Source organism: Cupriavidus sp. D39 (assembly GCF_026627925.1).
In the GTDB taxonomy this organism is placed as follows: domain Bacteria; phylum Pseudomonadota; class Gammaproteobacteria; order Burkholderiales; family Burkholderiaceae; genus Cupriavidus; species Cupriavidus ulmosensis.
On sequence record NZ_JAPNLE010000005.1, the window covers coordinates 68,105 to 93,198 of the forward strand.

Sequence of the window (25,094 nt, forward strand, 5' to 3'; positions counted from 1 at the left end):
ATGGACGGGTATTTCATCAAGAAGATCGGCGCGAACAAGGGGCGTCCCCGCGTTTGGCTGGAGGGGCTGCAGGCCGCAATCGCGGGCTTTGGCCCTGGCCAGCGCTACGACATCGAGGTGCGCGGCAGAACACTGGTGCTGCAGGCCAATCCCGACGGCACGCGTGTCGTTTCAGCCAAGACGATCGGCGAACGGATCAACCCTGTTATCGATTTGAACTCGCAGGCCCTTTTAGCCTGCTTCGATGGCATGGCCGCCGTTCGTGTGGTGGCCAAGCAGGGAGAGAATGGCAGGGGGAGATCTACATTCTTCCATTGGCTTCGGAGCTCAAGAAGCAGGAGCGGCTTCAGCGATTGCGAGCAAAGCTGGAGGCCGGTGAACCGATCACGATGGGCAGCCTCAGCCATGGGGGCGGAGTGATGAGCCACGCGCTGCATGCCGGCCTGCAGCGTTCTGGCGTCCCGGCGCAACTGGCGTTTGCCAACGAGATCCGCGAGGACCTTATGCAGCAAGCGTCGACGAATAACGATGCGTGGTCAAGCAAGACTGTCCCGTTGGTTGCGCCTATGCAGGAGCTAGCGTTTGACGAGCGTGCAATGTCACACATCCCGAAGGTGGATGTGCTCGAGGCGGGGATACCGTGTAGCGGGGCCAGCCGCGCCGGAAAGGCAAAACGCGGACTGAAGCATGAGGCGGAGCACCCGGAGGTTGGACACCTGGTGGTGGGCGCTCTTGTCATCATCGCGAAAGTGAATCCGGCCATTGTCGTGGTTGAGAATGTCCCGGGAATGGAGAACACAGAGACCGCGTCCATTCTTCGCAATCAACTCCGCGATATGGGATACGACATTCACGAGCGGATGCTGAACGGCAAGGAGTGGGGCGCTTTGGAGCACCGCAATCGCTGGTGCATGGTGGCCGTGACGGAGGGCATTGAGATCGATCTCGAGGAGCTCCTTCCCCCTGACAGGCCCCCGCGAAGGTTGGGCGAAGTCCTCGAGGACATTCCGTCGGAGGACCCTCGGTTCAGGGAATACGGCTACTTGAAGGACAAGCTCGTTCGTGATCAGGCAGAGGGCAAAAATTTCGCCTTTAGCGTGGTCACGCCGGATAGCGACCACACCGGGACCATTAACAAGACGTACTCGAAAGCTCAATCCACGGGCACCTATGTCGCTTCACCGACGGACCCCTCAAAGATGAGATTGCTCACCGCCGGCGAGCACGCATCGCTGAAAGGGGTGCCGCCCGCACTCATTGAGGGCCTTTCGAACACCATAGCGCACGAAATGTTGGGGCAGGCGGTTCTGTACGAGCCCTTTCAGGATCTAGGCCAGCACATGGGTAACTCGATGCAGCGTCTGGTGGGCCGAGGCGGGATACCGCTGGAAGATCGCAAATTCCAGGAGGTGGCCGACGAGCTCAAACTTCCCCTGAGGTGGTCATCTTGGCTTCCGAAGTGGTGGAAGTGCTTTCCCGGTCGGATTCTGAGAAGGGGCGCTACAAGGGCCAGGTTGTGGCCATACAGGGCAATCTCGTCATACAGGACGTGGGCCGTGGTTGCGGTGTTGTGCATGACGCCTCTGCCTTCGCTCGGCCTCCGAAGCTGGGAGCTACGGTACGCATCTCGTATGAGCGCGGACGTGGGCGTGCGGAGGAGCCCAACAAACAGCAAATGTCGCTCGGCCTGGTGTAAGGACATTCTTCCGGTTCAAAAGGCACGCCATTGGGTCGTGCCTTTACTTTTTTCGCCGGCGGCCGATATCCATAGGTAGCTCGATGTACCGTCTTTGTAACAAAAGGCTCGCACCTGTCGAGCATTTTCTATATACCGTCCATTTCAAAAAATGGATGGCAACTAGGGGTTGCCACCGGCGTGGGCACTGCCATTGGGAAAACGGTGGTGCCGTCCTCGGGATGGGGGAGCCGCGTAGAGAAAAGGATTCAGGTGAGTAGGTCAGTAGCAGGGATGTTGTTAAGAACGAGCGCGGACGCTCACCAAAGAAGCGAAGCGGCAACAGTCCCGCAGCAGATTAGGCACAACGTAAGCCACTATCGACCAGAGATAGATGGGCTTCGTGCTCTGGCGGTTCTCGCGGTGATTCTCTGCCATGCCCAGATCGCAGGGTTCGCAGGTGGATACATTGGCGTCGACGTGTTCTTCGTCATTTCAGGGTTCGTTGTGACGGGCGCGATTGCTCGGGAGCAGCACGCCGGCGCATTCTCTCTCGCGACTTTCTATGCCCGCCGGCTCCGCCGGTTGGCGCCGGCTTTGTACTGCATGCTCGGCGCGACAGTAGCGTTCGCGTTGGCATTCCTGTTTCCGGAGGACGCCTACGATGTCCTGAAGAACAGCCTCTTTGTCGGCATCTTCTATTCCAACATTTTCCTGGGAAAGCAGACCGGGTACTTCGATCCAACCGCGGATAAGCAAGCACTCTTGCACACCTGGTCGCTGTCGGTAGAAGAGCAGTTCTATCTTGCTTTCCCGTTGCTTCTCGTGGCGTTGCGACGAGCCAGTGGGCGGGCGCGCTTCGGCGTTTTGGCGTGTCTCCTTGCGGCTTCACTCGCATACTCCCAACACGCCGTTGGTCTCGCCGATTCGCGTGCCTACTATATGTTGCATACGCGCGCGTTCGAGTTCCTGATCGGTGTTTTGTTGGCGTTCGGCGGTCGGCAATACTTGGCACGTGTTTCCGCCACAATCGCGGACGCGCTGCTCTTGTGCGGGCTGGCGGTCATCGTATGGTGCGTCGTCGGATTTGAGGCCAATACACCGATGCCAGGGGTCTACGCATTGATCCCTTGCCTTGGCGCGGCCCTGGTCATCGCAGTTGGTGAGCGTGCCAGTAGGGTTGGGAACCTGCTGACGAATCGTGCAGCAGTCTATGCCGGGAAGCTCTCATACACGCTCTACCTTTGGCATTGGCCGATTCTGTTCGCACTGCGCAGATTCCATTTAACGTCCGACGCCTGGACGCTCGCCGGTATCCTCTTGTGCACCGGGCTGGCCATGGCTACTCACCATTGGATTGAGGAGCCTATACGCCGGCGGAACTGGACGAACCGAAAGACTACTCTGGTGCTGTTTGTAGCGCCTGTATGCGCGCTTGGGTGCCTGCTGCTGATCGCGAAAGCGACGGACAATTTCGTGGCGTTCTACCCGAAGGACCTTCGCGCCAGCTACGAGCAAACGGGGCACTCAGTGTTTCAAGGCAAGCGCGCTGACGCCTGCTGGAACAAAGTCGAGTTGACTGACCAGTCAACATGCCGGCTCGGACTGGCTGCTGCTTCCCCCACGGCGATCTACTGGGGAGATTCGCATGCGTACCATCTCGTCCCTTTCATCGACCAGCTAGGCAAGGAGTTCGGGCTCTCAATTCATGACGTCGCGCTCTCCATGTGCCCGCCGATCGGCCGAGGTCCCGCTCGAGCCGGCAATCCGGCCTTCCAGGCACATCGAGAGGAGTGCCTGCGGCACAACGAAGCAGTCTTCAGTTACGTGCTTGCCCATCCGGAGATCGACCAGGTCATCATGGCGGCCGTCTGGCAAGGCTATGTGGGTGTCCAAGGTGCTACCGCACCCAATACCCATGGGTTCCTGCCAGGCGATACGTACTTCCAGGACACGGTTGCCAAGTTGCTTGCCGCTGGGAAGCGCGTGGTTCTGCTGGACGATGTGCCGATCGTGCCGGCTGAGCTCGAGAACTGCATCTCGAATCGGCTATATGGGGTAGGGGCGGATGGCGATTGCACCTATGCGGAAACGCGCGCGCGCGAGGACCACAAGGTAGCCGAGAGGCTGCTGGCCGACCTGAAGCAGCAGTTTCCGAGCATCTCAATCGTCCACACCTACGACGTTCCTTGTGACGGCGGCAGGTGCCAGTCGCAGTTGTTCGGTGTCGCCCTATACCGTCACAACGATACCGGCCACCTCGGGCAGGGTGGAAGCGAGATCTACTATCGCGCATACAGGGCGAAGCACCCCGGAGAGTTGGAAGGCATTTTTGGCGAGCGTGGCACGACGAAATAATTTCATCAACTCGCCGGCGCCGATCAGCTGGCCAGCGGTCCTGCAGCTGCTCGCGCCACCTGGTTCCGATTCCTTGAATCCCTTGCGCTGTCTTAGGTTTCAAGGAGAACGAAGGCTGTGACGTACCTTCAAACATTTTGACGGATGCCGGCAGCGAGTCGCATTCACTCGCCCTCATAGGCAGCGCGCCATATGGCCTCTGCCAGTCCGCGCCAGCCCATGCTTTCAGCCGCCCTTTGCACGGGGGAGAGCGGAATACCTTCTCGAAGATGGCGGGCTCTGGCAACGCTCGTGGGCGTTCGAGCAGAGTGCGCAATTCGTGCCGCGCCTCTTCAACAGCGTCACCTGCCACCCTGCCGGCAGCATTTTCCCAGCCACTGAATCCGCCAGAGCCTTCGGCGAGTTCGTCCAGGGCGTTCAGTAGACGCTCGGCGGCTTGACCAACGGTAGGAAAGGGGAGAGGCTCGGCGCCGTCCCGGGTGGGAATCTGGCAGCCGGCGGAGCGTTTGCTGTTGCCCATGGCCCACTTTTTCGATGACTGTATAAATATACAGTATCGGTGAATGGCGCCGACGGCGCTACCTAGATCTCGCGCGCTTCGTGCGGGGGAACGGAATTGGTGAGACCGGGAGGGACTTTGTGAGACTGTAGTTACCGAAATAGTGAGACTACTCGGACGCACGCCAGCTCGCACACTTGGCTGCCCATGTTTCTCCTCTTTCTGGCTCGTTCTTGCTGTTAGTTCGTGAACAGGTCCCTCACGCGAGTGAATGGCGAGCCCGTCTCCGCGGCCCGCCTCACTTTGCGATCAAGGACGTGACTGAGGGAAATCTCCCGGTGCATCGTGTCGTGCAGGTCAAGGCCATCCATGCAGATCACCCGCTTGCCTCGGCCGAAGGCTGCGAGCCCATCCTCGGAGAAGCCGCTGTTGCTGACAAATAAGCCGCGCGTCCAAGCAGCCTTCTGTTCGAGCTTGCCGTGGAATGTGTGCAGATCGGCGACACCGGTTTGGCCGCCCTGCCACTTGGCTTCGAGCAGGTATGTTTCATTCGAGAGCTGAAAGCTGCCGTCGATCTGTTCGCCCCGCAGGCGAAACGGCTCGCGGGCTTCCAACCCGTAGACGTTGAAAATGTCGCGGAGCAGCTTTTCAAAGGCATAGCCACGCGCTTGAGGAGCGAGCTGGTGGAGCGCGAGCAGCTCGGCCTTGAGCTGGATGAGCCGTGGACGATCAAATGCCGGCGCGGGCGTCTGGCCGGCCGGTTTGGCCGCCTCGGGCTTGCCCTCCAACCGATTGATCAGCGCCAGCAGCCGCCCTTCGGCGTTCTCCACCGTCTCCTCCTGTTGATCCCGCGCGCGCACGGCCTCGCGGTATTCCCATAGGGCCTTGAGCGCGCGGACGACGGTGGGGATATCGACCGTCTGCAGGAAGCACCGAAGCCGCTTGCCCTTCGACCTGCCATTCACCGCATACGCGGGATCGTCGATGTCGCAGTTGAGCTCCTCGGCGAAAAACTGGGAGAAGGTCCGGTCGGAGAAATTGAGGACATACCCGCCGCCCATGGCGAGCAGGTCGTCAAGAAAAAGCATGTCTATGGAACGAATGCTTGGCATACCCTGACTCCACCACTCTTTCTTGTTCGTTTTGCCGTGCGATTCCCTGCTAGACGACCTCAATCCATCCGACCAAATCTGTCTCATACGCTTGGCCTGGCTTGACCAGTCCCCTGTGAACCAAATCCCGATGCAGCATGGGCTCGATGACCGCAACGAGCCTCTCGGATGCCTGCCCTCGGTCTAATGCCGGCACGGATGGCTCCGCGTCGAACAACTGATCCGCGAACTTCTCCATGGGCGGCGACCTCTTTCCTCCTCATCCACCGCGAGCGGAATGACGAGCGACCGCTGGCGGTGCTTGTCGTCGGTGGCGACCACATGCCAAAGCGACAGGATGCCTTGGCGGCCATCCACGCCCCTCACCGAAAGACCAAGGCTCTCGGCCGCCGTGGACCGTAGGACATCGAGGTAGCCGGCGATCAACGGGTGATCTAGGCCAAGCAAGGACAGGCGCTCGTCGGCCAAAGCACAATCGCGGTCCGACACGAAACTGGCCTCGACCGTGGCACCATCGGTGCCGAGGACTTGCCACGCGCCGGGACCGGCAGGAGCGAATTTCTTGCCATCCGACTCCACGGCCGCCTTGACGAAGCTTTCCAACGCCCCCATCCCCGCCGACGTGTCCGACAGCGGCTTGTAGTCGTCGATGTTGAAGCCGCCGAGGTCCTGGAACAATTCGAAGACCACCGCCTGCGCCTGGCTCGCGTTGGTCATCGCGGCCTCCAATTCGACTCGCGTGCGTTTGAGCTCGGGGTCTCCCAACGCCTCGGCGTAGAGCTTCTCGTAGCTCAGCCGCTCGGAGAGCTGTCCCAGAATTTGGGAGCGCAGGTCTTCGGCGACCTCGCCGCGCTCGTCGACTTTGCCCAACGTCTTAGCGATCTCCGTGAGCTTCTCGTCGAGCAGCAGGAAAATCTTGCCTTCGATCGTGTCGGACAGCACCAGGTTGTAGATCTGGGCCGTGTGCTTTTGGCCATAGCGATGGATGCGTCCGATCCGCTGCTCCATGTCCATCGGATTCCACGGCAGATCGAAGTTGAACAGCACGCGGGCATGCTGCATGTTGAGCCCTTCGCGCCCCGCCGCTGTGCAGATCATGACGCGCGGGCCATCAGCCTGCTTGAACCGCTTTTCGGCGGCCGACTTGCTGCCATGGTCGCCGCCTTTGAGGACCACCACACCCTGCCCTGGATACTCGCGCTCAATCATCTGGCCCAGCATCTCGACGCTGCCCAGGTAAGTCGCGAAGATCACCACGCGCTCGCCCGCATCTTGGCGCCACAGCGCGCCCAACGCCATCAGCAGCTTTTGGACTTTGGTCTCGGTCTCCTCAGGGAACCTGCGCAGCAAATCCTTGATGCGCAGGCGCTCCTCCGGCAAAGCGAGAGCGACCGACGCCACGGCTGAATCCTCGGCGGCGGCCAACGCTACCTCATCGGAGACGCTGGAAGCCATGTCCATAGCCTCCTCGTCGAGTTTCTTCAATATCCTGCGCTGGATGTCGCCAAGAGCACGGTCAACCTCGATGTCGGCCAAACGATCGTCCCCAAGCCTCAGCTCCGAGCGGATCAAGTCTTTGGCCTCGCGCAAGGATTCGTCGCGCCGGTCGATGTCACGGTTCTCGTCATGCATCAATGATTCGTGGACCGTCAATGCTATGAGACGCCGGCGCAGCGTGCGCGCGACCGCAGCAAAGCTGGATGCAGCGATCTTCTGGAAGATCGTCATCACGAAGCCCAGAGCCATGCCCTTGTTGCCCTGCCTCTTGGCAAGGGCAAAGCCGTCTTGCAAGTATTCGTTGAGGCCAGCGTAGAACAGCCGCTCGCGCTCGTTCATCAAGAACGACTCGGTGTGAACCCAGCGCCTGGCGAACAAAGCGGTTCCATCAGGCTTGCAGGCGTCAGCCTTGGTTCGGCGCACCACAACCGAGTTGAGCCGGTGGCGCTCGCGCACCATCTCCTCAGGGGAATTGAACAGGGTCGAATCCAGAAGCTGGATCAGCATCCAGAAGCGGAAGTGATCGCCCTGGTGCGGGGTTGCCGATAGCAGAAGCAAATCCCGGCTGTGATCCCGAAGGGACTCGGCTAGCTTGTAGTTCTCGGTCTTCTTGACCTTGCCGCCCGACTTGAATGCAGTCAGATGGTGGCCCTCGTCGAACACCACCAAATCCCATTTCGGCGCCTCTTCAAGCTTCTTCACCCGCGCCTTGCGCTTCAAGGTGTCGATGCTGGCGATGAGGCGGTCATGCTTGGCGAAGGCGTTGGACTTTCTGTCCGTCACGTCGCCCTCAGAGCCGAATACTTCGAAATTGAGATTGAACACCTCATTGAGCTCGCGGTGCCAGTTGTTGACCAGACCGGCCGGAACCACCATCAACGCCCGTTTCAGCTCGCCACGGCTGGCGAGCTCACGCAGGATCAGCGCGGTCTCGATGGTCTTGCCCAAGCCCACCTCGTCGGCCACTAGGAAGCGGCGCGGCGCCGTGATCGTCACGCGATGAGTCAGAACGACTTGGTGAGGAAGCAAATCGATCTTGGCCGAAGTCAGGGACGCGGCGCTCTCCATCAACGGCAAGACGTGGGCTTGCCACGCAAGCCAGGCCTTGCGCGCCCGGTCGCGGCCTTGGCCGACGCTGGCGACGACGCGCTGCGCCTTGCCAAACGCGGGCAGGAGCGAATCGACCGCGACCTGGCGCTCGCCGCCTTGGAAGAACACGCGCGCATAGCCATCGGAGGCTGCCGATACAACGACCCCCTCGCCAAATTGGACGTGTCTTACGCGCTGGCCAGGTTGGATGATCTGCGCCGAAACGCCCACCAATGTCGACATCAGGAAATCCGCTGGAGGTAGTAGCCAGCGAAGCGGGCGGCACCGTCGACCTTCGTCCGAATCTCTTGGCTGTTGGGCTCGGAGCCGTTCCAAAGGCAGCGGCCGATCGGAATTTCGCGCTTGCCATGGGCCGCGCTGCATTTCCAGTAGGCCGCTTGCTCCGCCTGGCGATATTCAAAGCGCCGAGCATCGGCGAACCAGAAAATCAAAGCCGCCTCGCTGCCTCCAAAGGCCACCTCCCGCTGAAACGAGGAGATCATTGGATAGATATGGGCTTCAAGCCATGCGACGGCGGCGTCTGGGTCGAGCGGATCAAGGCTGCCTTCGAGGCCGGCGACCACCAGCGCGCGGTCCTTCACCAATAGGGCATCCACCCCTTCCAACCCGAGGCGCCAAGCATGCAGAACTGCCGCAGGCTGACGGCCTCCTCGGGCTTGCAAAACGACGCAAGTCTAGGCACATCCCACAGGATGCTGTGGCCTTGGCGCTTCCATGTGTCGATTTCCATCGGCGCGTTCTTCATGCCATCTCCCCAAACATGTCAAATTGCTCGTGGGCAGCCCTAACCTTCGCCTTGTTCTCGCTGAGCCATTTGGCGTAGAGCTGCTTGGCAATGCGAGCGGCGGCCTGAATCTCGCTTGACCCGCCACGGTGCGACATCCAATCGAGCAAGTCAGGCACAGCCGGGTGCGGATCGAAGTTCGGGTTGTTAAGCGTTTCATCGACCCGCATACCGCTATCTTTGAAGCACGCGCCGACCAGGAACAACGTCTGATCCAAATCGCGTGACATGCCTTTGCGATGTTTGCCACGCCAGCCTTTGGCGAATTCGAGCGGGTCACACAGGTGGTAGATCTTCTTCTCCTCCGCGCACCAGCCGTAGGCCTCGAACATCGATGGCGCCGTGCCCGTTCCGCGCAAATACTTGACCATGTCGTTGCGATCCACCGCCACGGCCTTGTCGTAGATGCGCAAAAACTGCCGCGTGTGGACCTCTGCGGACACGGGAGGCGCAACGCCCGCGTCATCGCGTTCGTCATCCAGCAGTTGATGGATTCCTGCCAGAGCCTCAAGTAGCGTGAACTCACGCCCCTTCTCGACATACACGTGGCCGTAGTGGCGCGAGTAGTATTCAAGAGCCTTGCCGCGACGGATCACCTCCAAATCGGCTCGCGGCAGGCCGCTGGCTTGATGCTGTTCCAACAGCCCTTTGAGATCGCGCACGTCGTCGGCAATCTTTCGGCGAAGCTTCGCCCAGCTGATCGGCGTCGGGTCGTCGACCCGCTTGCGACAGACATGGATGATGTCGTATTCGATCGTCTTCGAGCCGAACTCGCCATCGCCCTTGGTCTCGTCGCTCCGAATCGGATATGTGGCCTCCAAATAGAAACCTGCATCAAACAAGCTCTTGAGCACACCCACCCACGGCTCATCTTCGCTGTGATGGAACGTGAAGGCTAAAATGCCGCCTGGCTTCAATATCCTGTGGGACTCTCTCCAGCACGCGGTCAACAATCGCTCGTAAAAAGCATCTGGATCGTCTGGGTGTCTAGCTTTGTTGGATACCGCCTCCAAGGTCTTCGGCGTGTATTCACCCGCAAAGACTTCTGGATATTTATCCTTCAACGCTAGACGCAGCCACACATAGAAGAAGTCGGAAAGTTCGGAGTAGTGCAACAGGCCACCGAACGGCGGATCGGTGATCACCAGATCGTGCGACTCGCTTTCGATGAAATTGAGGTCAGTCGAGGAGCCGCAGTGTATGACTGCGTTTGGGAGGACCACGTCGCCTGGATAGACCTTCTCGCTCTTGCCCGACAATGCCTTCGCCAGCACTCGATCCTTGGTTTCAATTTCCGCGTTCGCCAGAGTGTCCCAGGGGGCTTTGCACCAATCGACGCCTTCTAGAATCCCATCGACACAAGAAGCCCAGTTTCCGCGTCCTAGTCGTGGAAACACACAGTTCTCGATGACTGTGGATTTTGGATGGTAATTGTTGTTGGAGAAATGCGGCTCAGGGGTGTCCCGCTGCGCATTCCAGAAGCAAAACATGTTCTGATTACGCAGATACTGTTGGAATCCTCCAAGCACGCTTTCACGCGCCTCCCACGTCGCCTTCCCAGAGGTCAGCAAGGACTTCAAAAGCGAAGCGTGGACCAGTAGTTGACGCGAATTGAACATGGTCCACCAATGCGTGAATCCATGATTTGGAACTCCGCCTTGTAGATGGTGGGTCATGAAGCCATACGGCAGCTCGCTTGTTGGCCAATACCCCGCAAGATCAGCGTCTCTGCGAGCGAACCACTCTTCGTTGGCTTTGTCGAATTCCTCCACCTTTGGAAGCTCGAAGTATCTGCCGTTGTATGGGCGGCCGGCGGCGGCGCATTCTGGGCAATAGCACTGCTGCGCATAAGCGGACACAGGCCCGGTCTTGCCTGTCGCCTTGATACTATCAAGGACATCGTTCTCCCGGCCGCATGTCGCCTCCTGGCATGTGAAGGTCGATTTTTTGGAATGGTTCCAGCCGAAGGTTCGAATGAAACGCCTGTGTCTGGGCATGTCACGACATCCGGCAAAGCCCCGCGAACTTCTAGGAGCTTGAGCGTTGATGCACGGACGGCGTTCCATCTGCGCGTAGATTCCACATCGTCAGTCACGCTACCGCCATAAGGGCGTCCCTCCGCATCTTTTCCGGGAGCGCCCTTTAACCAGTCGGGATGAACCAAAAGCGTGAGCGCGATCTTCTCATTCTTGCCCTTGCCCAGGTTGATCGAATCGCCGCTGATTTTGGCTTTAAGGTCCTGATGCTCCTTCCCGCAATGTGGGCATTCAAAACGGCCCTCCGCGTCCATTGCCGAATACGGCTTTTCGCTTGGCGCCACAAACAAAGGCGCACCGGGGGCCATGCGAGCCTCATCACGCTCAATGCGGAACGTTTGGCCGCATGAACATTCAAAGCCGCTCCAAGTCTTAACGGATATCTCTTTGACCGACACCACGGCGGACGACATGATTGGCGTCCGATGGCCACAATCATTGGCTTCACATGGCCCGTGCTTCGACCAGAAGGTGTAGATCACCTCAGGGCCTTCATACCTATACTGCTTCTTCTGGTCCCTCGTCAGCGTCAGCGGACTGAACTCATCGCCCATCACCTTCCCAGTAGACTTTTCAATCCACTTCGACTTATGTCCACGGGGACATGTCGTAGCGTAGTAAGGCATGATTTCAGATTTCACATCGTCTTCGATGGCCGCCAGCAGGTCTTCAAGCTCCTTTCTTTTGACTTGCGCGAGCTCGTTCTTTACGACCAGCCAAGCCACCGGATTGAGATCGTTCCCAACCATCTGCATGCCAAGCCGCGCTCCCTCGACTATCGTCGTGCCGCCGCCCATGAAGATCTCGGCAACCTTCACGTCTTTGAATGAGCCTCGCTTTTGGTGGTTTGCGTAGTAGGAATCCCAAACCGTTTTGGCGGCATGTTGCTCATCATCGGGAGCCTTGGTGGCTGCCGCGATCAACATGGAGCGAAATACGCTGGACCTGCGCCGTGCCCACCATTTCGACATTTGATAGATTGGTTTGCCCGCGTTGCCTTCCAAGGTTGCGACCTGGTTAATGGGCAAAATTGGGAAATCAACTTCCAGACAAGTCTTCGGTCGGTTAGGGTCAGAGAAATCGACCGTTTTGAGCGAAACAGCCTTCCCTGCGCCGACCAATGCGGCGATTTGCTCGCCTTGAAGCTCCGCCTTACTCTTTTTTGTAGTAACCATATGTTCTTTCAGAGCGCCCGCGAGAGCTCGATGAATGGCACGGCGACTTCCAGCAATGAGATGCCACCGTGAGATAAATTCTTGCGCCCACCTTGGACGCTCCATGCCCTGCGACCAAGCGCAAAGCGGTAGTCGCCACGGGCAGTCGTCAATGGGAGGTCGACCGGAGGGAGCCAATGGGAAGCGGCCTTGTCGGCGCTTGATGCAAAACGCTCGGCCCCAAAAGTCTTCTGGAAGTATTCCTTCTGCTCTTGATCAAGGACATCGCTGAATTGGCCGGAAGCCGCGTATCCATGGTCCGCAGTGATGATGAGGCGGCGGCCGGTGGCTAGACGCTCGACGAAGGCCCAAAAATCATCGCCGGTCAGGACAATCTTCGCATCCTCCGCAAGCTGGCGCAACCCAGGCCCTGGGCCGGAAAGATCATGCATAAGGCTGTCGGGCCAGTCATGCCACACAAACAAATCAGGATGGTTAGGCAACGTGTTAGCGCATTCGAGCCACGGCTGGGCAAACAGAGCCGTGGCCGCGCCCGCCAGCTTCAACGAGCCGACTTGGCCTGACGTCAACACGGAGCGCTGCGACATGCCGAGCTCTTTTGCAAAACTGGTGGTGTCACTGGGGAGCGCCGATCCGGTAGCCCGTCCACCATGGACTTTGAAGCCGCGTTTTGGAGCCTCCTGCAAAATCCAAGGCGCCTCGCGCAACGACAACGCATCCAGAACTAGGACAGCCTTCGAGCCAAGGGACGCGGACCAGAAATCCTGCAAGGCCTTGGAGGTCTTTGGCGCGCAAGCCTCAAAGTGAGACCACAGATCCCAGGCAGCGCTCGACAGCACCAAGTCGAGGCCTTCGATGTCCTTGTCTCGGCGCACCATTTCGGAGGCGACATCGCCGCTGACGGGCTGCGACATACGTTCCCAAACATCGGAAAAGACGTCGGTCCACACGACGCTTGGCGCCTGGACAAGCAGAGATTGCAACGATTGGGCGGTCATAGCCATCAGGATTCCTCCTTGTCCGCATCGAGCCCATACGAGAGGCCATCGGGCAGATTGCGGATCAACTGCTGCAACTGTGCACCGGTGAGCTTCTCGACTTTAATCGAGACGTTGCGCACCATCGTCGCCGGTCCCACATGCCAAGTGTCCACGACCCGGCTGAGCAGATTGAGTCCCGAAGTAGGAGCGCTTTCAAGTTTGGTGGTGATCGGCGCGTGAGTTCCGGCCCCACCGCCTGCTGGCGGCGGATCGCCGAACGGATTTTGGGGCGGCGCGTCGCCCGGAGCAGGTGCGCCCGGAGCGCCTGGGACTGGCGCGATGCCAGGCAAACCGCCAATGCCTCCCACAGGCAGAACGATGGGCGTCTGGCCAGAGCTCGACGGCGCCGAGCCAGGCTTGGAGAGCGTGGTGTCTTCGAGCTGTTTGCCGGTGACGTTGAAGTCGCGCTTCATGCGCCGAAGAGCGACATCGCCAGGCTCACCGGGAACCACCTGCAGGCTATTGAGCCCACGGGCATGGATAGTGATCTGGCCAGCGGCGCAAGCGGCCAACACCGAGTCTTTCGCCTCGGCCTCACCTAACCAAGGAATGCAGTCGAGACCACCGCCCCGCGGCTCGCGAAGCTCAACCAACAGCTTGGCCATCGACATGTTCTTCTCGGCGAAGCTGACCACCAGCTCATCGAAATCCTCATCGACGAACAAGTTCTGCTTGATCTTCTCTTGGATGGCCGCCGGTATCTTGTCGCCCTTGGTTCCGTGAGGCTCGACGCTGAACACGCACTTGGACGAGTCTTCATGGTTCCAGACCGACAGGATGGCGAAACGATCGAACCGCTCGGCGATGCGCGTCTTCAACGCGCCAAGAAACTCGGTGGACAGCGCCTTGTAGGCAGGCTCGTCCTTAGCCCATCCCTTGGCGAGGCTCGCGGCCCTGGCCGCCAAGATCAGCTCTTTATCCTGGTAGATGGCCGATGCGCCGTCGTTGCCCTTCTTGGGCAACAGAAAACGCACCGTGTTGCGATTAGAGCCTAAGAATTTTTTGAGCCACGCGCCCAGCGTCGCATTGAGCTCGGCCGGATACGCCGGCAGGACAATCAACGGGATCTTGTTGTCCCACACGTTCGGGCGCAGCGCCTCTTCTACCTCATCCCACGGCGAGTTGTTCCATTCGCGCTTGAGCACAATAGTCCGATACATCCCGCTGATCTGCGCGTCGCCGCCGATAGCGTGGCGAATCTCGCTCGCCAGGAAATCGACGTCCTCGCCGTTTTGGAACAGCTTGTCGTTTCTGGCGTGAGCCATCAGCCGAGTGCGGGCGTTCTCCTCGAGCTTGAACACAAGGCGCGAGCCGGTCTTGTGGATGTTGTAGCTGTTGCTCTCGATCGAGGCGAGCTCGGCTTGGAAAGCGTTGTCGTCGAGCCTCGCGCCACGCGTGACATCGATTTGCAGCGTCTCGGGATCGGCGCCGACGCGCTGATTGTCCAGCGATAAGGAGCGCAGCCACAGCGACGTGAGAATCTCGCGTAAGTGCGGAACGCCGGTCAGATCGCCGCCCAAGGCCTCCTGGACTGCCGTAAGGTTACGCAGCGCGCGGTCGCGAAGCTGCTTGTGATGGTCGATGCCGACGTTGTCGATCAGAGCCGCCGCGCTGCCACGGTCATCGCCAGACAGCTCGAAGTCGGCCGGCGTGATCACCGGAATCGTGTCGCCCGCTGTCTTGAACAGTTCGACCAAGATCCGGACCAAATCACGCGTGCCTTGTGCCTTGATGGCGAAAATGACCTCGTCGTCCAGTAGTTGAAGCAGCTCTGGCGAGAACGGCCAGGCCTCGACGAAGCGCGCCCGATGCTTGTCGACTTCGCTCGCGGGGCGCTGACCCAGCCGGATGAACTCGGACAGATGAGGCTCGATCAGCGGGACAATCTGGGCCTCGGAGATGTTGATGCGGTTCTCGAAAATCCGATACAGCAACAAACGACGACGGTCGTGCTGGGCCTGCTCGCCCTTGAAATCGACGCGCACGGGATTGACGCGAAAGAGCTGCTGGGCAGCGTTAGAGCTGCCTTCGCGGACTGACACCACGAGCGTCAAGAGCTCGGGGTTGTTCTCCGCGATCTCCGACAAGAGCTGGATGAAATTGAAGGCCCATACTTGGCGGGGCTCCTGGGCGTCGCTGAGGCCGTCGAACCAGGTTTGGAACTCGTCGAGCAGCAACGCGCAGGGCTTGCTTTTGAACATCGCCACCAGGATGTCCTTGCCTGGAACCTCGGTCTTTTGACCTGCCCAGACGCCGCGGGCATATTCGCCGTTGGGATGGCGCGCGAACAGCAAATCCCATAGGTAGGCGAAGCGCCGATCGTGCAGTGGCTCGGCGATGACATGGCGCGCGCTGTGAAGTCCAAGCTGTGCGAGCTCAGGACGGCCCAGCTTATCGGACCAGTCTTTGAGCCAAGCCTCGCCCGCCTCGGGGTCGCGCAGCAAATGACAGAGAGCTGCCATCAGGTGGGACTTGCCCTGTCCCTTGTCGCCGATAAGGACCACCGCTCGGTTCGATCCGGGAGCCGCCGCCTTGATTGTCTTGATCAGGTCGACCGATGGATAGGTGATGCGCAAGAAATCCTGGGCGGCCATATCCAACGCGCCAGTCTTCGCGTCGTTGGTGAAGTCGATGGTCGTCCCCCGGAGCCTGGCTCCTTTGAACTCGTCGCGCAGTTGCAATCCAAGCATATTGTTCCCTTCTGTGTTCTTCGTATGTTTATGTTCTGTGTTCAATACTCGGCCGCAGCCCCAGGCGCCAATGCGGCGCTCTCGACCCCATAAAGGGTGGGAGTATTCCGAAGCCAAAGGTGATGCGACGCCGGATCGAGGCTGTGGTCTGGCGTCGCGTCGATCGACCAGCGCCGCAAGACGTAGCCTGCCAACGCTGCCCTCGTCTTCATTCGCAGCACGCCATCGCTCATGGCATAGTCCGCCTCCACCGCCTTGGGCCACTTCACGCCGGGATGCGGGACCAATTCCATGTCCACGATCCGCGCCCATTGCTCATCCGCCCCGAGGAGCTCGCGCTCCTCCGCCTCGCCATCGAGCTCTTGGGCTTTGGCGATCCGAGTCAGAACGAAATCGCCAAACCGCTGCCGCTCCCGGTCGAATGCCCGAACGTGCCAACGCAGGCCGTTGTCGGCCAAGGCGACCGGCACAATTTCACGACGCTTCTGCCCTGACGACATCGACAGGTAGCTGATTCTGACCGGGCGCTTGGCGCACATGGACCGGGTGATGACGCCCAGGACCGCCATGTCTGGCCGCACCAATTGGCCAGGCCCCTCGCATGGCGTGGCCGGCTTGAGGCCAAGCTCCAATCCGTCGCCGAACCCCTGCAACAGCCATGCGAGCACTCGCTCGCAATGGAACTCGAAGATCGGGGCAAACGACGCCGTGGGCCGATAGCGCCTGCCAGCCGGGTCGTAATCCAGGTTTCCCGGCGCCATCTCGCGGTAGATGCCCAAGTCGCGCGAGGCCGCCGCGGGCTTGATTCCAAACCGGGTCTCGATGTCGCCGCGACTGAGCTCACCTGTGAAAAACGCGCGCAGCTCTAGGAAGGCCAACCTCTCCCGTTGCGTTTGCGACAACATTTCTTCCCTAACTTTCAATGCATGCCCCCAGACTCGTGGCCCTCGCGCGCGCTAGAAACGAACGCGCCAAAAAAACGCAAAGAATACCATGCGAATCATTTTGATAGGGTATGCTATGCACTATTAACAATAACGTGTAGCTCAAAAATGAGCTCTACGACGCCAAGGGCCGCCTTCTCGGGCGCGTGGACCACCGCCGAGCTGCAGCCCGACGTTGTTTGTCCCGCAGCGCTTTACCGTGGGCATCGTCGTCTAAACGCTTGGCGACCACCTGCATTTCAAGCTGTCGACGATTTCAAGAAGTTCGAGTGACCTCTACTCGTGCAGGGAAACCGAATTCGCTAGCCGAGTCCTTACGAATCAATGGGCTGCCAACGTATAGCTTTGTCGGCAACGCCAACGCAGGGCAAGTTTCCCAGCGCAAATTCGTTAGACTGAGCCACCTGACTGTTTCCAGGCGCGAGAGGCGCCGCTTCGGCCCAGTTTCGACCATTCGACGCCTTGAGGTAAATTGTCCACAGTCACGGAGAAGGGCTCTGAATGTATGGATATGTGCTTAACCCGCCGTTATAGTGGGCTGCCTTCGGCATCCATGGAGCCCATTCGTTAGGAGTCGCAAAATGCACCTGCCAGAACCAGATGCTCACGCAATTGCATCCTTCCGCAAGTTCCATTCGTTTCTACCTCGCGGGAGTGACGTCTCGCTATTGATCCTGAAGCTACACCTGCTCGTGGAAGAACAGGTTCGCTCTTTCGTGGATGAACGCCTTGCGAACAAGGATGCGTTGGCGGCAGCAAGACTCGAATGCCATCAGGCGATTTGCCTCGCTGAAGCGCTCTCTAAGGAGGACATTCATCCAAACGTTTGGGAGGCAGCACGCAGGCTAAACGGCCTGCGCAACACATCGCACACAATCTTGAACTCAAAGGCGTTCTCGATCGTATGAACCACATCTCGTCGCTTATCGGGGTGCCAAGCGACTTGCTCAAGATCGATGGAAAGACGCCGGAGGAGGCTGCGATTGACAACCTCAGTTTTAGTGTAAGCATGCTGTACAACGAGATCTCGCTGTTTGTGAAGCGCAAGCCAGCCGCCACGCTTACCATCGTCCAAGGTAACGGCGGCGGCTAATGAGTTCAGTGGACCGCCTTCGGCGTCCACTGAACTCATTTCGGGTCCAGCAAGAGTTGCACCTAGTCCAGCTAATTCCGGTTCCCTACACTTCGCGCCGAAAGCGTCCCGGCGGCGTCGCGCCAGGCCGCTTTATCTTGAACCAATCTGAATGGCCGTCGCCGCCCACGTAGGGACTGCCGACACGCTTGGCCACCACGCCCTCCATTTGAAGCGCCAGGACGGCTTGGTAGAGCCATTCGCCATCGTCCACGTCTTCAACGTACAGCAGGCCCTCCTTGATCGGCTGGAGCAGCTTGCGGAGTCTCAACTTGCGAGCCTCGAAGGGTAGGCCGCGAAGGTCTTTGCCACGAAGGGCCAATAAATCAAAAACGCAATAAACCGCCAGCGGATCACCCGCAGACAAGCCGCGCCGTTTGGCGCGAGCATGTAGCTTGGCAAAGTCAGACCGCCCCACTTCATCCAGGACGGCGATTTCGCCGTCTAGTACGGTGGCTGGCGGTAGTCTCGCCAAAATTGGAAGCACCTCGGGAAACCATCTGGTGCAGTCGGTGCCGTGGCGCGTCTTCAGCGCCGGCACAGTGGTTGAGGCCAGCATCCGGTACCCATCGAACTTCAATTCATAGCGCCAATCGCCACGGCTCGGCAAGGTCAGCGCCTTGCGCGCGAGCATGGGAGTGACCTCGGCCAGCTGCAGCACCCCTTCACGCGAAGCCATGGCGTTAGCCCGGCACGTTGCGCGGGTCGTTCCCATAGCTGTTGCGCATGCGGAACTGACCGTCGCGTCCGTGCACCAGCAACTCGACCTTTTCGCGCCTGGCCAATTCGGTGCCCGCAGCGACCGCCTCGGACTGCTCTGAGTGGTGCGAGCTCGCGCACGCGAGTTTTACGTCCCAGCCGTCGCCGTGCGGCACGACATGAACATTTGCGGTGGTCATGACTCTACCTCCTGTGGTTTTCCAGTGTTGGCCGAGTAGGGTCCAGCGCCATCGGAGTGCATCCGACACGAGTACGTGCCGCATCGATACTTTTTTTATAGTATTGTTTCGCATGTGATAAATGGATAGACAACTATGCTGCCTCATACCGTTCTCAATCTTAGCCTCCACCCGTCAGACCACGAGCATTTGCTCGAGGCGGCCAACGCCGCAGGCTACTCTTTGGATGAATATGCGCGCTTAGTGCTGCATAGGGCCAGTACCGCGACTCTCGAACTTGTCCAGCAACCCCGAAAGGAGACGAATCGTTCCCCCGATGAGCAGGCAGCCGTTGAGCCGTCTGTGCGAAATCTGCACGACCTGCTATCCTTGGTGCACAAGTACACTTAATTTGAATCTATGGCGGCACAGAAAGACAACGGCGAACTCCTGCGTGAACTGATTGCGCAGGCCCAACTTACGCAGGAAGAGGCACTGACGCTTGTCAACGAAGGGCAGGCTTTTCCGATAGCCCTGTCCACCTGGAAGTCATATCTCGCGGCGCAAAATAGCCGCCGCCGGCGCAATTGTCCTGAGGTGGTAATTAGGCACGCTGAGCGGGTTCTGAGTGCCTCTGGCGCCACAACAGAATAAGTGCCTGTTTGGCCATTTCCAACGTTGGAAATAGGGCTATCGCAGAACTCTGTCCGCGGCCCTCGCTCCAACAGGTACCTGGCTTCGATTAGACAAACTAGGTCGGCTTTGCCATACTCTGAATAGAGTGAAAATCATGGTCACGTTAGCTCAATACCCTCAACTGCGAATGCTGGTCTGGAATCGTCCCGGTACAACCCGCGTGGATGATCGGGAAGCGTTCGCCCTCTATGAGGCTAATTGGCGACATGTGGATCAACAGCACATGACCCGTCCTGAGCGCGACCTTGTTCGCCGGCTGACCAATCAATTCGGAAACGGGGTCCTTCTTGTTTAATCGAGAACATCACCAGCGGATCGCTAAACTTCTGTCCCAACTCGACGGTTCATTTTTGCGAGAATGCGATACTTATTTTGGTGGCGGAACGGCTATTGTTCTTTCTCCGGGGGCCGATGAGTATCGCGAATCGGTCGACGTAGACTTTATGGTCGGTTCCTCCGAGGGCTATCGGAAGCTTCGAGAAGCCATCCGCGAAAACGAAGGGCTCCAAGGCGTTGCCGCGCAGGGTCAAAGAATTGAATTGCTACGCGATGTGCGGACCGACCAATATGGCGTCCGGACGTTTGCATCGATCGATGGCGTTCCTCTCAAGATCGAATTCGTTCATGAGGCGCGTATCAAGGTTGTTGGGGCGCCAAGCCCCCTGATGGGCGTGCCGGTCCTCTCGCGGGAAGACATGTATGCGGAGAAATTGCTCGCCAACGACGACCGCCAAGGCGACATCCAAAGCATGTATCGGGACATCATCGACCTAGGCATGATGGTGGAGAAGTGGGGAAGTATCCCCACTGCAGCCGTCGAGAAGGCGATGGGCGCCTATGGGCAAGCCATCATTTCCTCATTCGCGAAGGCCACGGAGAAGCTCTCTAGCGATCGGCCATTGATGCTGGAGTGCCTCTCCAAGATGAAGATGGCGGATGACCTCGCGGATCGCATCCCGGCGTTGCTTCAGGCCGAGCTCCTGCGCCTCCAACCGGAGCGTGAGCGGATTGCTCCACCGCCGCCGGCGGACGAGCTCATTGCCGCGTCACCCGACCTTCAGCAGTTTCTGGCCACCACGAGCCGGAGTGTCCAGCAGGGCAATTACGAATCCGGCCAATATGCGGGTCGCATCCTGTGGGGCAATGACAAGTGCTGCGTCCAGGATCTCGGACGCAACACCGTCGTTATCCACCCCACAGAGCATTGGCATGCTTCCCCGCCAGTTGGCACCTATGTCAAGGTGAAATACCAACACACCATTGCCGATTGGAAGGCAGTCGACCGGGACTCGGACCGCTCCCACACTCGCTAGGTTTCCAACGTCAGAAAGCCGCCCGCTAGGAATTGACAGAAGTGCACAAGTGCACCTAACATTGCTATTGCGCGGAAATGCGCGCGAGGAGGCACAGGCCTCCCGCTGTCAATACCACCTAGGATGCAAATGACCAAAGAAGAACAGGCCGCCTACGATGCGCTCCTGAAAGGGTTGCAGCAGAAGCTCCTGAGCGTATCGAGGGCTCTGGACGACACCCCCTACGAAAGCCCCAAATACGATGAGCTCACCGCGAGTTTGACCAGAATCACCGAAAGCCTCGCAAAGCTCGATGACGTGGGCAATACCCTTCGAGGCTAACTGCACTGCGGATCGCGCGATGGATACGACCAGATGCAAACGGCCGTATTCGCGGGACAGGAAATGATCGCGGTCGCCCCCGACCATCGTTGCTGAGGACCTGACATATCCCAACGGCCACCCCCGTGCAATTGGAGCTTGGCCTATGAGGCACGGGGCTTCCTGACTATTGATGGCGCGAAGGAAAGTGCCTCGGAGTTTGCGAGTCGCGTTCTGGCGCGAAAGGCCCACGCTGCGGCAGTTGCTCGAGCCAGCGCAACGGCAGCGGAACATCTTGGCCGCCGGGCACCCGAGCGGCTGGATCACGCCGCAGGCCACGGGACCGGGCTTCGTCCAATCGCGCCGGCCCGCCGGCGTGTCGATGGTGCCGACGGCTCCGCTGTGCGCCGTGGCCGCTGCGGTCGCGCAGTTGCAGACAGAACACCGAAACCCGCTCTCGGCGGGTGTTTTTTGTCCGCTTGTCCATGCCGACAACTGGCATTGAAGGAAAACGCCCATCGTGGGTAGCGAGAGAGCATGCCCTCAGTGGCAAAGGAGAAAGGCCGATGGACGGATTCCAGAAAGAGGTGCGCATGTACCCGCGCACGCCTGACGAAGTGGCCCGCGAAACCGAGGCAGCGCGGGCTCGCGAGAGCGGCCTCCTGTATGCCGGTGCGGAGGGACTGGATACGCTCAAGGCCCACATGCGCACGCTGTACCGTGAGCGCAAGGAAGGCACGGGAGAGGGTTATGGGCACGAGTTCTTTCGGGGCATGTTGCACGGCTTGGCCCTGGCCGATGCCATGGACGCGCAGGTGAGCGTGGGTATCCACGATTTCATTAAGGTTTGGGGCTACATCACAGACTGACCAGTTGAAGGAAAACGCCCCATCAGGGGCATCCGACCATAGGAAATGGTATGGAAAATTCAGTTTCAGTGCTGCGTCAGGCTCTTCTATTCGCTGCGCTCGTTACGGTCGGGCTCCCGCTGATCGTGATGGGGCTTGTACGAATTTGGGAAGGGCCAAAGCTGGTCAAGCGCCACGCCATGATCGCCGGGCAATTGCGCCAGGTTGAACTGCGCAAGCGTGATTTGGACCGCGCCATGGTGGGCCGCCCTGTGCGGGTTCGCCTTTACGACGAATACGGCGAGCCTATATGGGCCGAAGGCCTGGGCTGGCACGTGAGGCGACTGCAAAAAGGCTCGCTAGGTATGGTCTGAAACCTCAAACGAAAACGCCCCCAGCGGCAAGGGAGAACGCATGACCGATTTGCAACGCGAAGTGCGCCGCGACATGCGCACGCGGGCCGAAATCGACGCCGAGCGCGCCGACGAGGCCAGACGCGAGCCGCGCTATTCCTACGCTGCCCTGACAACCGTGGTCGAGGCGTCGATTGGGCTCTGGAAGAAAGATGCCGACAGAGAGAGGGATTTCACCGCGAAAGGGCCGTTCCAGTAGTTCGCCCATGGCGCTGTTGAGTGTGGGGCCGGCTGACGTACAGCGACCACGCACCCGGGGACGCGGCGCGGCTTCAAGCACTGGTCGACGCGATCAGGCCGTCCGAAGAAGAGTGAAGCACCACGACCGGACCAAGGAGGGACACGATGGACCGCAGTTGGGACAAGACCGACTGGAAAGCCCGGGCGGAGCAGTTAGCCGAGCTGCTGGAGAGCTTCCGCGAGGATGCGCGGCGCTACCGGCACCTGATGTCGCTGGCGCAACCGCAGGATGATGGTTGGCGGATAGACCTGCCCGGCGACATGCCGTTCGACAAGGCCATCGACACCGATATGCAGACTCGCGCCGTCATCGCTGAGGCGCGGCGCAAGGCGTAGGGACAGGCAGTACTGAATCGGGAGGACGGAGTGACGGTCCGGTTTTTCCAACGTTGGAAAAAGTGCCGGACCACCAACGGTGCGTAAGTCTGCGGCAGCGTTGCATTAGTGGTATTTTAATATCATAATTTGACGGTGGAAGAAAAGAGCAGCCATGACACCATCGCAACCGAACTTATTTCCCTCCTCTGAGCGGGACGGCTCCCGTTTCTGGGAGTGCGACGGGGACCTCTTTAGTTTGGGATTCACCGCAACTGGCCCAAGTGGACAACTCGCTAGCGGTTCGGTCTGTAAGGGCATCCTGAAAGCCGGAACCATTCGATTGACGGCAGCAAAGTGACTGAAGGAAAACGCCCCCTGTTTGTGGGGTGCAGAGACGCTGGCGGTAGCCGATAAGAGATACAGCGAATTGTGGAGAAATCATGACCCTCAAAGAATTCTGGAAGTGCTTCTATGACTCCGGCGCAGGCTTGGCCGCCCTGATTGGGCTGCTGCCATTGTTCGTTGCGCTCAACAATGTACGACGAGCCACCGAACCAGCCTGGTTAGGCGTAGGCGTTGCGCAAGTTGTGGCCAGCGTTGCCATAGTTGTGTATGGCTGCTACGTTTTGGTCCGCGGCGAACGGGACGGTTCTTAAGGAAAACGCCCCCAAGGTTTGGAAAAACATGTCTACATTGAAACGTCATCCGGTACGCAAGCTCACCCTCCGTCTCGCGGCCCTCTGGCTGTCCGCTATCATCGGCTGGTGGGGCCTGCTGCAGTTGTGGGCTAGCCAATGCGAAGGTGCGGAGCATCTTCCGGCATCAATGGGGCTAGCTGCTGTGAGCGGCTGTGGCCTCACGGCATTTGGGCTGGTGATACTGCTGCTGGCCATTCTAGCGGGCGCCGGCGTGGCAGCCAGAATGATTAGTCATCACAGGCTCTATCGCGACTGGACCCGCCGCCAGTGGGGTCATGATTGAGAAAACGCCCCTATCAAAGAGCAGAGTAGATATCATGGAGACGGTGCCATTTAGATGGCGTCCCCAATACCGGTACGTGGCCGGGGCATCCTTCATACAGCATGAGTTCCAATCTATACATCATTTCGAAAGCCGAGCACACCCGCCTTCAGACCGCCCTGGAAGCACTCGCAACGGCCGTCAGCGGCAATGTGAGCAAAGGCTGGAAGCCGGTCGGTAGTTTGTCCGTGACCGCCGTCCCGGTTAGTCCTGGACAAGAATATTACGTGGTCTGTCAGCCCATGCTGCGCGGCGACGATTTAGCGCAGTGACGCCGCCTCCGGGCGGCTTTTTTGTCATTCGCCTCCATGCCGATAACTGGCAATGAAGGAAAACGCCCCAACCAGGGCAGCAAGAGAAAACGCCTCCAGCTGAGGAGCAGAGGATAACGCCCACTTCGGGCCGGCAACCGTAGAGGAACATCATGCACCTGCAGCTTGTAATCAGCCCATCGCACTTTGTTGACCGCTACGGTCGCCGGGTTCTGACTGATGGCGGTCAGCCAGGCATGGACGGCAAAGAGGATGTCGGCTCTACCACGGAGCAATATCGCAATCTCGTGGCGGCCGCCGTCTACGCCAATTGCGAGCATCTGGACAATGCGCAGCTGGACGAGATCATCGCCTGGGTGCAGCTGTACAAGAGCAAGTGACGTCGCCGGCGATAGACGCCACGGAAAACGCCCCAGGGGCCACAGGAGAACCGATGACGACCTATCGTTACGAGATCGACTCGCGTCCGACCGAACTGGGCGGCGGCTGGCGGCTCCGGCTGTTTGAGGATGGCCAGGAAGCCGGTGGTGGCGTGTTTCCCGCCGACCGGGAAGCCGAGCCGCAACGTGGCATGGCGTGGTTCAATGCGCTGACTGAGGCGGAGCGCGCCCGCTGGCTGGCCACGGCCAAGAGCGCGCGGCCGGTGGATGCCTGGGGCGCGTACTTGAGCCAAGAGGCATTCCAGGAAGCCCAAGAGGAGGGCGAGAACTGGGTAGCATCCCGCGCGGACGCATAGAAGCAAAA

General features: G+C 59.4%; 29 protein-coding genes and 1 pseudogene. 19 read left to right on the top strand and 11 right to left on the bottom strand.

Going from position 1 to position 25,094, the window contains the following annotated elements; translation table 11 throughout:
* The 4 genes and pseudogenes from OMK73_RS03855 to OMK73_RS03865 all read left to right on the top strand — a co-directional run bounded on the left by OMK73_RS03855 (position 1) and on the right by OMK73_RS03865 (position 4,033).
* Positions 1–420, top strand: a complete 420-nt coding sequence (locus OMK73_RS03855; RefSeq protein WP_267600850.1) for a hypothetical protein — start codon at positions 1–3, stop codon at positions 418–420.
* Positions 420–1,256: pseudogene (locus OMK73_RS38770) on the top strand (DNA cytosine methyltransferase); the annotation flags it as partial. The gene OMK73_RS03855 and the pseudogene OMK73_RS38770, both read left to right, overlap by 1 nt.
* A 293-nt stretch (positions 1,257–1,549) precedes the next feature.
* Positions 1,550–1,696 carry a KfrB domain-containing protein gene (locus OMK73_RS38775; RefSeq protein WP_420715456.1) on the top strand — a complete coding sequence of 49 codons (147 nt, stop codon included), beginning with the start codon at positions 1,550–1,552 and terminating at the stop codon, positions 1,694–1,696.
* Between the two features lie 273 nt (positions 1,697–1,969).
* The gene (locus tag OMK73_RS03865; protein ID WP_267600852.1) at positions 1,970–4,033 is read left to right on the top strand and encodes an acyltransferase family protein; all 2,064 of its coding nucleotides are present in this window, start codon (positions 1,970–1,972) and stop codon (positions 4,031–4,033) included.
* Between the two features lie 738 nt (positions 4,034–4,771).
* Here OMK73_RS03865 and OMK73_RS03870 read toward each other — a convergent pair.
* The 9 genes from OMK73_RS03870 to OMK73_RS03910 all read right to left on the bottom strand — a co-directional run bounded on the left by OMK73_RS03870 (position 4,772) and on the right by OMK73_RS03910 (position 16,881).
* Positions 4,772–5,644 (bottom strand): restriction endonuclease, encoded by an 873-nt coding sequence (locus OMK73_RS03870; RefSeq protein ID WP_267600853.1) that lies wholly within the window; start codon positions 5,642–5,644, stop codon positions 4,772–4,774.
* 183 nt (positions 5,645–5,827) lie between these two features.
* Positions 5,828–8,473, bottom strand: a complete 2,646-nt coding sequence (locus OMK73_RS03875; protein ID WP_267600854.1) for a DEAD/DEAH box helicase — start codon at positions 8,471–8,473, stop codon at positions 5,828–5,830.
* Positions 8,473–8,835, bottom strand: a complete 363-nt coding sequence (locus OMK73_RS03880; RefSeq protein ID WP_267600855.1) for a hypothetical protein — start codon at positions 8,833–8,835, stop codon at positions 8,473–8,475. The genes OMK73_RS03875 and OMK73_RS03880 overlap by 1 nt, the downstream gene beginning before the upstream one ends.
* Positions 8,829–8,996 (bottom strand): hypothetical protein, encoded by a 168-nt coding sequence (locus OMK73_RS03885; RefSeq protein ID WP_267600856.1) that lies wholly within the window; start codon positions 8,994–8,996, stop codon positions 8,829–8,831. Before OMK73_RS03885 ends, OMK73_RS03880 begins: the two co-directional genes overlap by 7 nt.
* A complete protein-coding gene (locus OMK73_RS03890) occupies positions 8,993–10,807 on the bottom strand; it encodes a hypothetical protein (protein ID WP_267600857.1) in 1,815 nt (604 codons plus the stop codon). Before OMK73_RS03890 ends, OMK73_RS03885 begins: the two co-directional genes overlap by 4 nt.
* Positions 10,708–12,246 (bottom strand): hypothetical protein, encoded by a 1,539-nt coding sequence (locus OMK73_RS03895; RefSeq protein WP_267600858.1) that lies wholly within the window; start codon positions 12,244–12,246, stop codon positions 10,708–10,710. Before OMK73_RS03895 ends, OMK73_RS03890 begins: the two co-directional genes overlap by 100 nt.
* Before the next feature lie 8 nt (positions 12,247–12,254).
* Positions 12,255–13,250: a hypothetical protein gene (locus OMK73_RS03900; protein WP_267600859.1), complete on the bottom strand. Its 996-nt coding sequence runs from the start codon at positions 13,248–13,250 to the stop codon at positions 12,255–12,257.
* On the bottom strand, positions 13,250–15,976 hold the full coding sequence (locus tag OMK73_RS03905) for a DUF499 domain-containing protein (RefSeq protein ID WP_267600860.1): 2,727 nt from the start codon (positions 15,974–15,976) through the stop codon (positions 13,250–13,252). The genes OMK73_RS03900 and OMK73_RS03905 overlap by 1 nt, the downstream gene beginning before the upstream one ends.
* 41 nt (positions 15,977–16,017) lie before the next feature.
* A complete protein-coding gene (locus OMK73_RS03910) occupies positions 16,018–16,881 on the bottom strand; it encodes a WYL domain-containing protein (RefSeq protein WP_267600861.1) in 864 nt (287 codons plus the stop codon).
* A gap of 620 nt (positions 16,882–17,501) precedes the next feature.
* Here OMK73_RS03910 and OMK73_RS03915 point away from each other — a divergent pair.
* Positions 17,502–17,828, top strand: coding sequence for a hypothetical protein (locus OMK73_RS03915; protein ID WP_267600862.1), 327 nt, complete (start codon positions 17,502–17,504; stop codon positions 17,826–17,828).
* Positions 17,825–18,013 carry a hypothetical protein gene (locus tag OMK73_RS03920; protein WP_267600863.1) on the top strand — a complete coding sequence of 63 codons (189 nt, stop codon included), beginning with the start codon at positions 17,825–17,827 and terminating at the stop codon, positions 18,011–18,013. The genes OMK73_RS03915 and OMK73_RS03920 overlap by 4 nt, the downstream gene beginning before the upstream one ends.
* Positions 18,014–18,098: 85 nt before the next feature.
* Here OMK73_RS03920 and OMK73_RS03925 read toward each other — a convergent pair whose 3' ends face one another.
* A complete protein-coding gene (locus tag OMK73_RS03925) occupies positions 18,099–18,731 on the bottom strand; it encodes a hypothetical protein (protein WP_267600864.1) in 633 nt (210 codons plus the stop codon).
* 4 nt (positions 18,732–18,735) lie between these two features.
* Positions 18,736–18,951: a DUF2188 domain-containing protein gene (locus OMK73_RS03930; protein WP_267600865.1), complete on the bottom strand. Its 216-nt coding sequence runs from the start codon at positions 18,949–18,951 to the stop codon at positions 18,736–18,738.
* Between the two features lie 399 nt (positions 18,952–19,350).
* Between OMK73_RS03930 and OMK73_RS03935 the strand changes: the two genes are divergently transcribed.
* The 13 genes from OMK73_RS03935 (at position 19,351) to OMK73_RS03995 (ending at position 25,086) form a co-directional block, all read left to right on the top strand.
* A complete protein-coding gene (locus OMK73_RS03935; RefSeq protein ID WP_267600866.1) occupies positions 19,351–19,584 on the top strand; it encodes a hypothetical protein in 234 nt (77 codons plus the stop codon).
* 329 nt (positions 19,585–19,913) lie between these two features.
* Complete coding sequence (locus OMK73_RS03940; protein WP_267600867.1) at positions 19,914–20,939, top strand: nucleotidyl transferase AbiEii/AbiGii toxin family protein; 1,026 nt, start codon at positions 19,914–19,916, stop codon at positions 20,937–20,939.
* Positions 20,940–21,068: 129 nt separating this feature from the next.
* Positions 21,069–21,260, top strand: a complete 192-nt coding sequence (locus OMK73_RS03945; RefSeq protein ID WP_267600869.1) for a hypothetical protein — start codon at positions 21,069–21,071, stop codon at positions 21,258–21,260.
* A gap of 274 nt (positions 21,261–21,534) precedes the next feature.
* Positions 21,535–21,744 carry a hypothetical protein gene (locus OMK73_RS03950; protein ID WP_267600870.1) on the top strand — a complete coding sequence of 70 codons (210 nt, stop codon included), beginning with the start codon at positions 21,535–21,537 and terminating at the stop codon, positions 21,742–21,744.
* Positions 21,745–21,805: 61 nt separating this feature from the next.
* The gene (locus OMK73_RS03955) at positions 21,806–22,108 is read left to right on the top strand and encodes a hypothetical protein (RefSeq protein ID WP_267600871.1); all 303 of its coding nucleotides are present in this window, start codon (positions 21,806–21,808) and stop codon (positions 22,106–22,108) included.
* 68 nt (positions 22,109–22,176) lie between these two features.
* Complete coding sequence (locus OMK73_RS03960; protein ID WP_267600872.1) at positions 22,177–22,461, top strand: hypothetical protein; 285 nt, start codon at positions 22,177–22,179, stop codon at positions 22,459–22,461.
* Positions 22,462–22,501: 40 nt separating this feature from the next.
* Positions 22,502–22,699 (top strand): hypothetical protein, encoded by a 198-nt coding sequence (locus OMK73_RS03965; RefSeq protein ID WP_267600873.1) that lies wholly within the window; start codon positions 22,502–22,504, stop codon positions 22,697–22,699.
* 146 nt (positions 22,700–22,845) lie between these two features.
* Positions 22,846–23,076, top strand: a complete 231-nt coding sequence (locus OMK73_RS03970; RefSeq protein WP_267600874.1) for a hypothetical protein — start codon at positions 22,846–22,848, stop codon at positions 23,074–23,076.
* A 422-nt stretch (positions 23,077–23,498) separates the two neighbouring features.
* Positions 23,499–23,714: a hypothetical protein gene (locus OMK73_RS03975; RefSeq protein WP_267600875.1), complete on the top strand. Its 216-nt coding sequence runs from the start codon at positions 23,499–23,501 to the stop codon at positions 23,712–23,714.
* A 28-nt stretch (positions 23,715–23,742) separates the two neighbouring features.
* Positions 23,743–24,039: a hypothetical protein gene (locus OMK73_RS03980; protein ID WP_267600876.1), complete on the top strand. Its 297-nt coding sequence runs from the start codon at positions 23,743–23,745 to the stop codon at positions 24,037–24,039.
* A 101-nt stretch (positions 24,040–24,140) separates the two neighbouring features.
* Complete coding sequence (locus OMK73_RS03985) at positions 24,141–24,350, top strand: hypothetical protein (RefSeq protein ID WP_267600877.1); 210 nt, start codon at positions 24,141–24,143, stop codon at positions 24,348–24,350.
* A gap of 152 nt (positions 24,351–24,502) precedes the next feature.
* A complete protein-coding gene (locus OMK73_RS03990) occupies positions 24,503–24,730 on the top strand; it encodes a hypothetical protein (RefSeq protein ID WP_043418368.1) in 228 nt (75 codons plus the stop codon).
* A gap of 53 nt (positions 24,731–24,783) precedes the next feature.
* Positions 24,784–25,086, top strand: a complete 303-nt coding sequence (locus tag OMK73_RS03995) for a hypothetical protein (RefSeq protein WP_267600879.1) — start codon at positions 24,784–24,786, stop codon at positions 25,084–25,086.
* The last annotated feature ends 8 nt before the right edge of the window (positions 25,087–25,094 follow it).

Bases quoted from the DNA above. Each gene is read 5' to 3' on its own strand.
- OMK73_RS03855 (WP_267600850.1), top strand. From the start codon at position 1: ATGGACGGGTATTTCATCAAGAAGATCGGCGCGAACAAGGGGCGTCCC.
- OMK73_RS03865 (WP_267600852.1), top strand. From the start codon at position 1,970: ATGTTGTTAAGAACGAGCGCGGACGCTCACCAAAGAAGCGAAGCGGCA.
- OMK73_RS03870 (WP_267600853.1), bottom strand. From the start codon at position 5,644: ATGCCAAGCATTCGTTCCATAGACATGCTTTTTCTTGACGACCTGCTC.
- OMK73_RS03875 (WP_267600854.1), bottom strand. From the start codon at position 8,473: ATGTCGACATTGGTGGGCGTTTCGGCGCAGATCATCCAACCTGGCCAG.
- OMK73_RS03885 (WP_267600856.1), bottom strand. From the start codon at position 8,996: ATGAAGAACGCGCCGATGGAAATCGACACATGGAAGCGCCAAGGCCAC.
- OMK73_RS03895 (WP_267600858.1), bottom strand. From the start codon at position 12,246: ATGGTTACTACAAAAAAGAGTAAGGCGGAGCTTCAAGGCGAGCAAATC.
- OMK73_RS03900 (WP_267600859.1), bottom strand. From the start codon at position 13,250: ATGGCTATGACCGCCCAATCGTTGCAATCTCTGCTTGTCCAGGCGCCA.
- OMK73_RS03905 (WP_267600860.1), bottom strand. From the start codon at position 15,976: ATGCTTGGATTGCAACTGCGCGACGAGTTCAAAGGAGCCAGGCTCCGG.
- OMK73_RS03910 (WP_267600861.1), bottom strand. From the start codon at position 16,881: ATGTTGTCGCAAACGCAACGGGAGAGGTTGGCCTTCCTAGAGCTGCGC.
- OMK73_RS03915 (WP_267600862.1), top strand. From the start codon at position 17,502: ATGCACCTGCCAGAACCAGATGCTCACGCAATTGCATCCTTCCGCAAG.
- OMK73_RS03920 (WP_267600863.1), top strand. From the start codon at position 17,825: ATGAACCACATCTCGTCGCTTATCGGGGTGCCAAGCGACTTGCTCAAG.
- OMK73_RS03925 (WP_267600864.1), bottom strand. From the start codon at position 18,731: ATGGCTTCGCGTGAAGGGGTGCTGCAGCTGGCCGAGGTCACTCCCATG.
- OMK73_RS03930 (WP_267600865.1), bottom strand. From the start codon at position 18,951: ATGACCACCGCAAATGTTCATGTCGTGCCGCACGGCGACGGCTGGGAC.
- OMK73_RS03935 (WP_267600866.1), top strand. From the start codon at position 19,351: ATGGCGGCACAGAAAGACAACGGCGAACTCCTGCGTGAACTGATTGCG.
- OMK73_RS03945 (WP_267600869.1), top strand. From the start codon at position 21,069: ATGACCAAAGAAGAACAGGCCGCCTACGATGCGCTCCTGAAAGGGTTG.
- OMK73_RS03955 (WP_267600871.1), top strand. From the start codon at position 21,806: ATGGACGGATTCCAGAAAGAGGTGCGCATGTACCCGCGCACGCCTGAC.
- OMK73_RS03965 (WP_267600873.1), top strand. From the start codon at position 22,502: ATGACCGATTTGCAACGCGAAGTGCGCCGCGACATGCGCACGCGGGCC.
- OMK73_RS03970 (WP_267600874.1), top strand. From the start codon at position 22,846: ATGGACCGCAGTTGGGACAAGACCGACTGGAAAGCCCGGGCGGAGCAG.
- OMK73_RS03975 (WP_267600875.1), top strand. From the start codon at position 23,499: ATGACCCTCAAAGAATTCTGGAAGTGCTTCTATGACTCCGGCGCAGGC.
- OMK73_RS03980 (WP_267600876.1), top strand. From the start codon at position 23,743: ATGTCTACATTGAAACGTCATCCGGTACGCAAGCTCACCCTCCGTCTC.
- OMK73_RS03985 (WP_267600877.1), top strand. From the start codon at position 24,141: ATGAGTTCCAATCTATACATCATTTCGAAAGCCGAGCACACCCGCCTT.
- OMK73_RS03990 (WP_043418368.1), top strand. From the start codon at position 24,503: ATGCACCTGCAGCTTGTAATCAGCCCATCGCACTTTGTTGACCGCTAC.
- OMK73_RS03995 (WP_267600879.1), top strand. From the start codon at position 24,784: ATGACGACCTATCGTTACGAGATCGACTCGCGTCCGACCGAACTGGGC.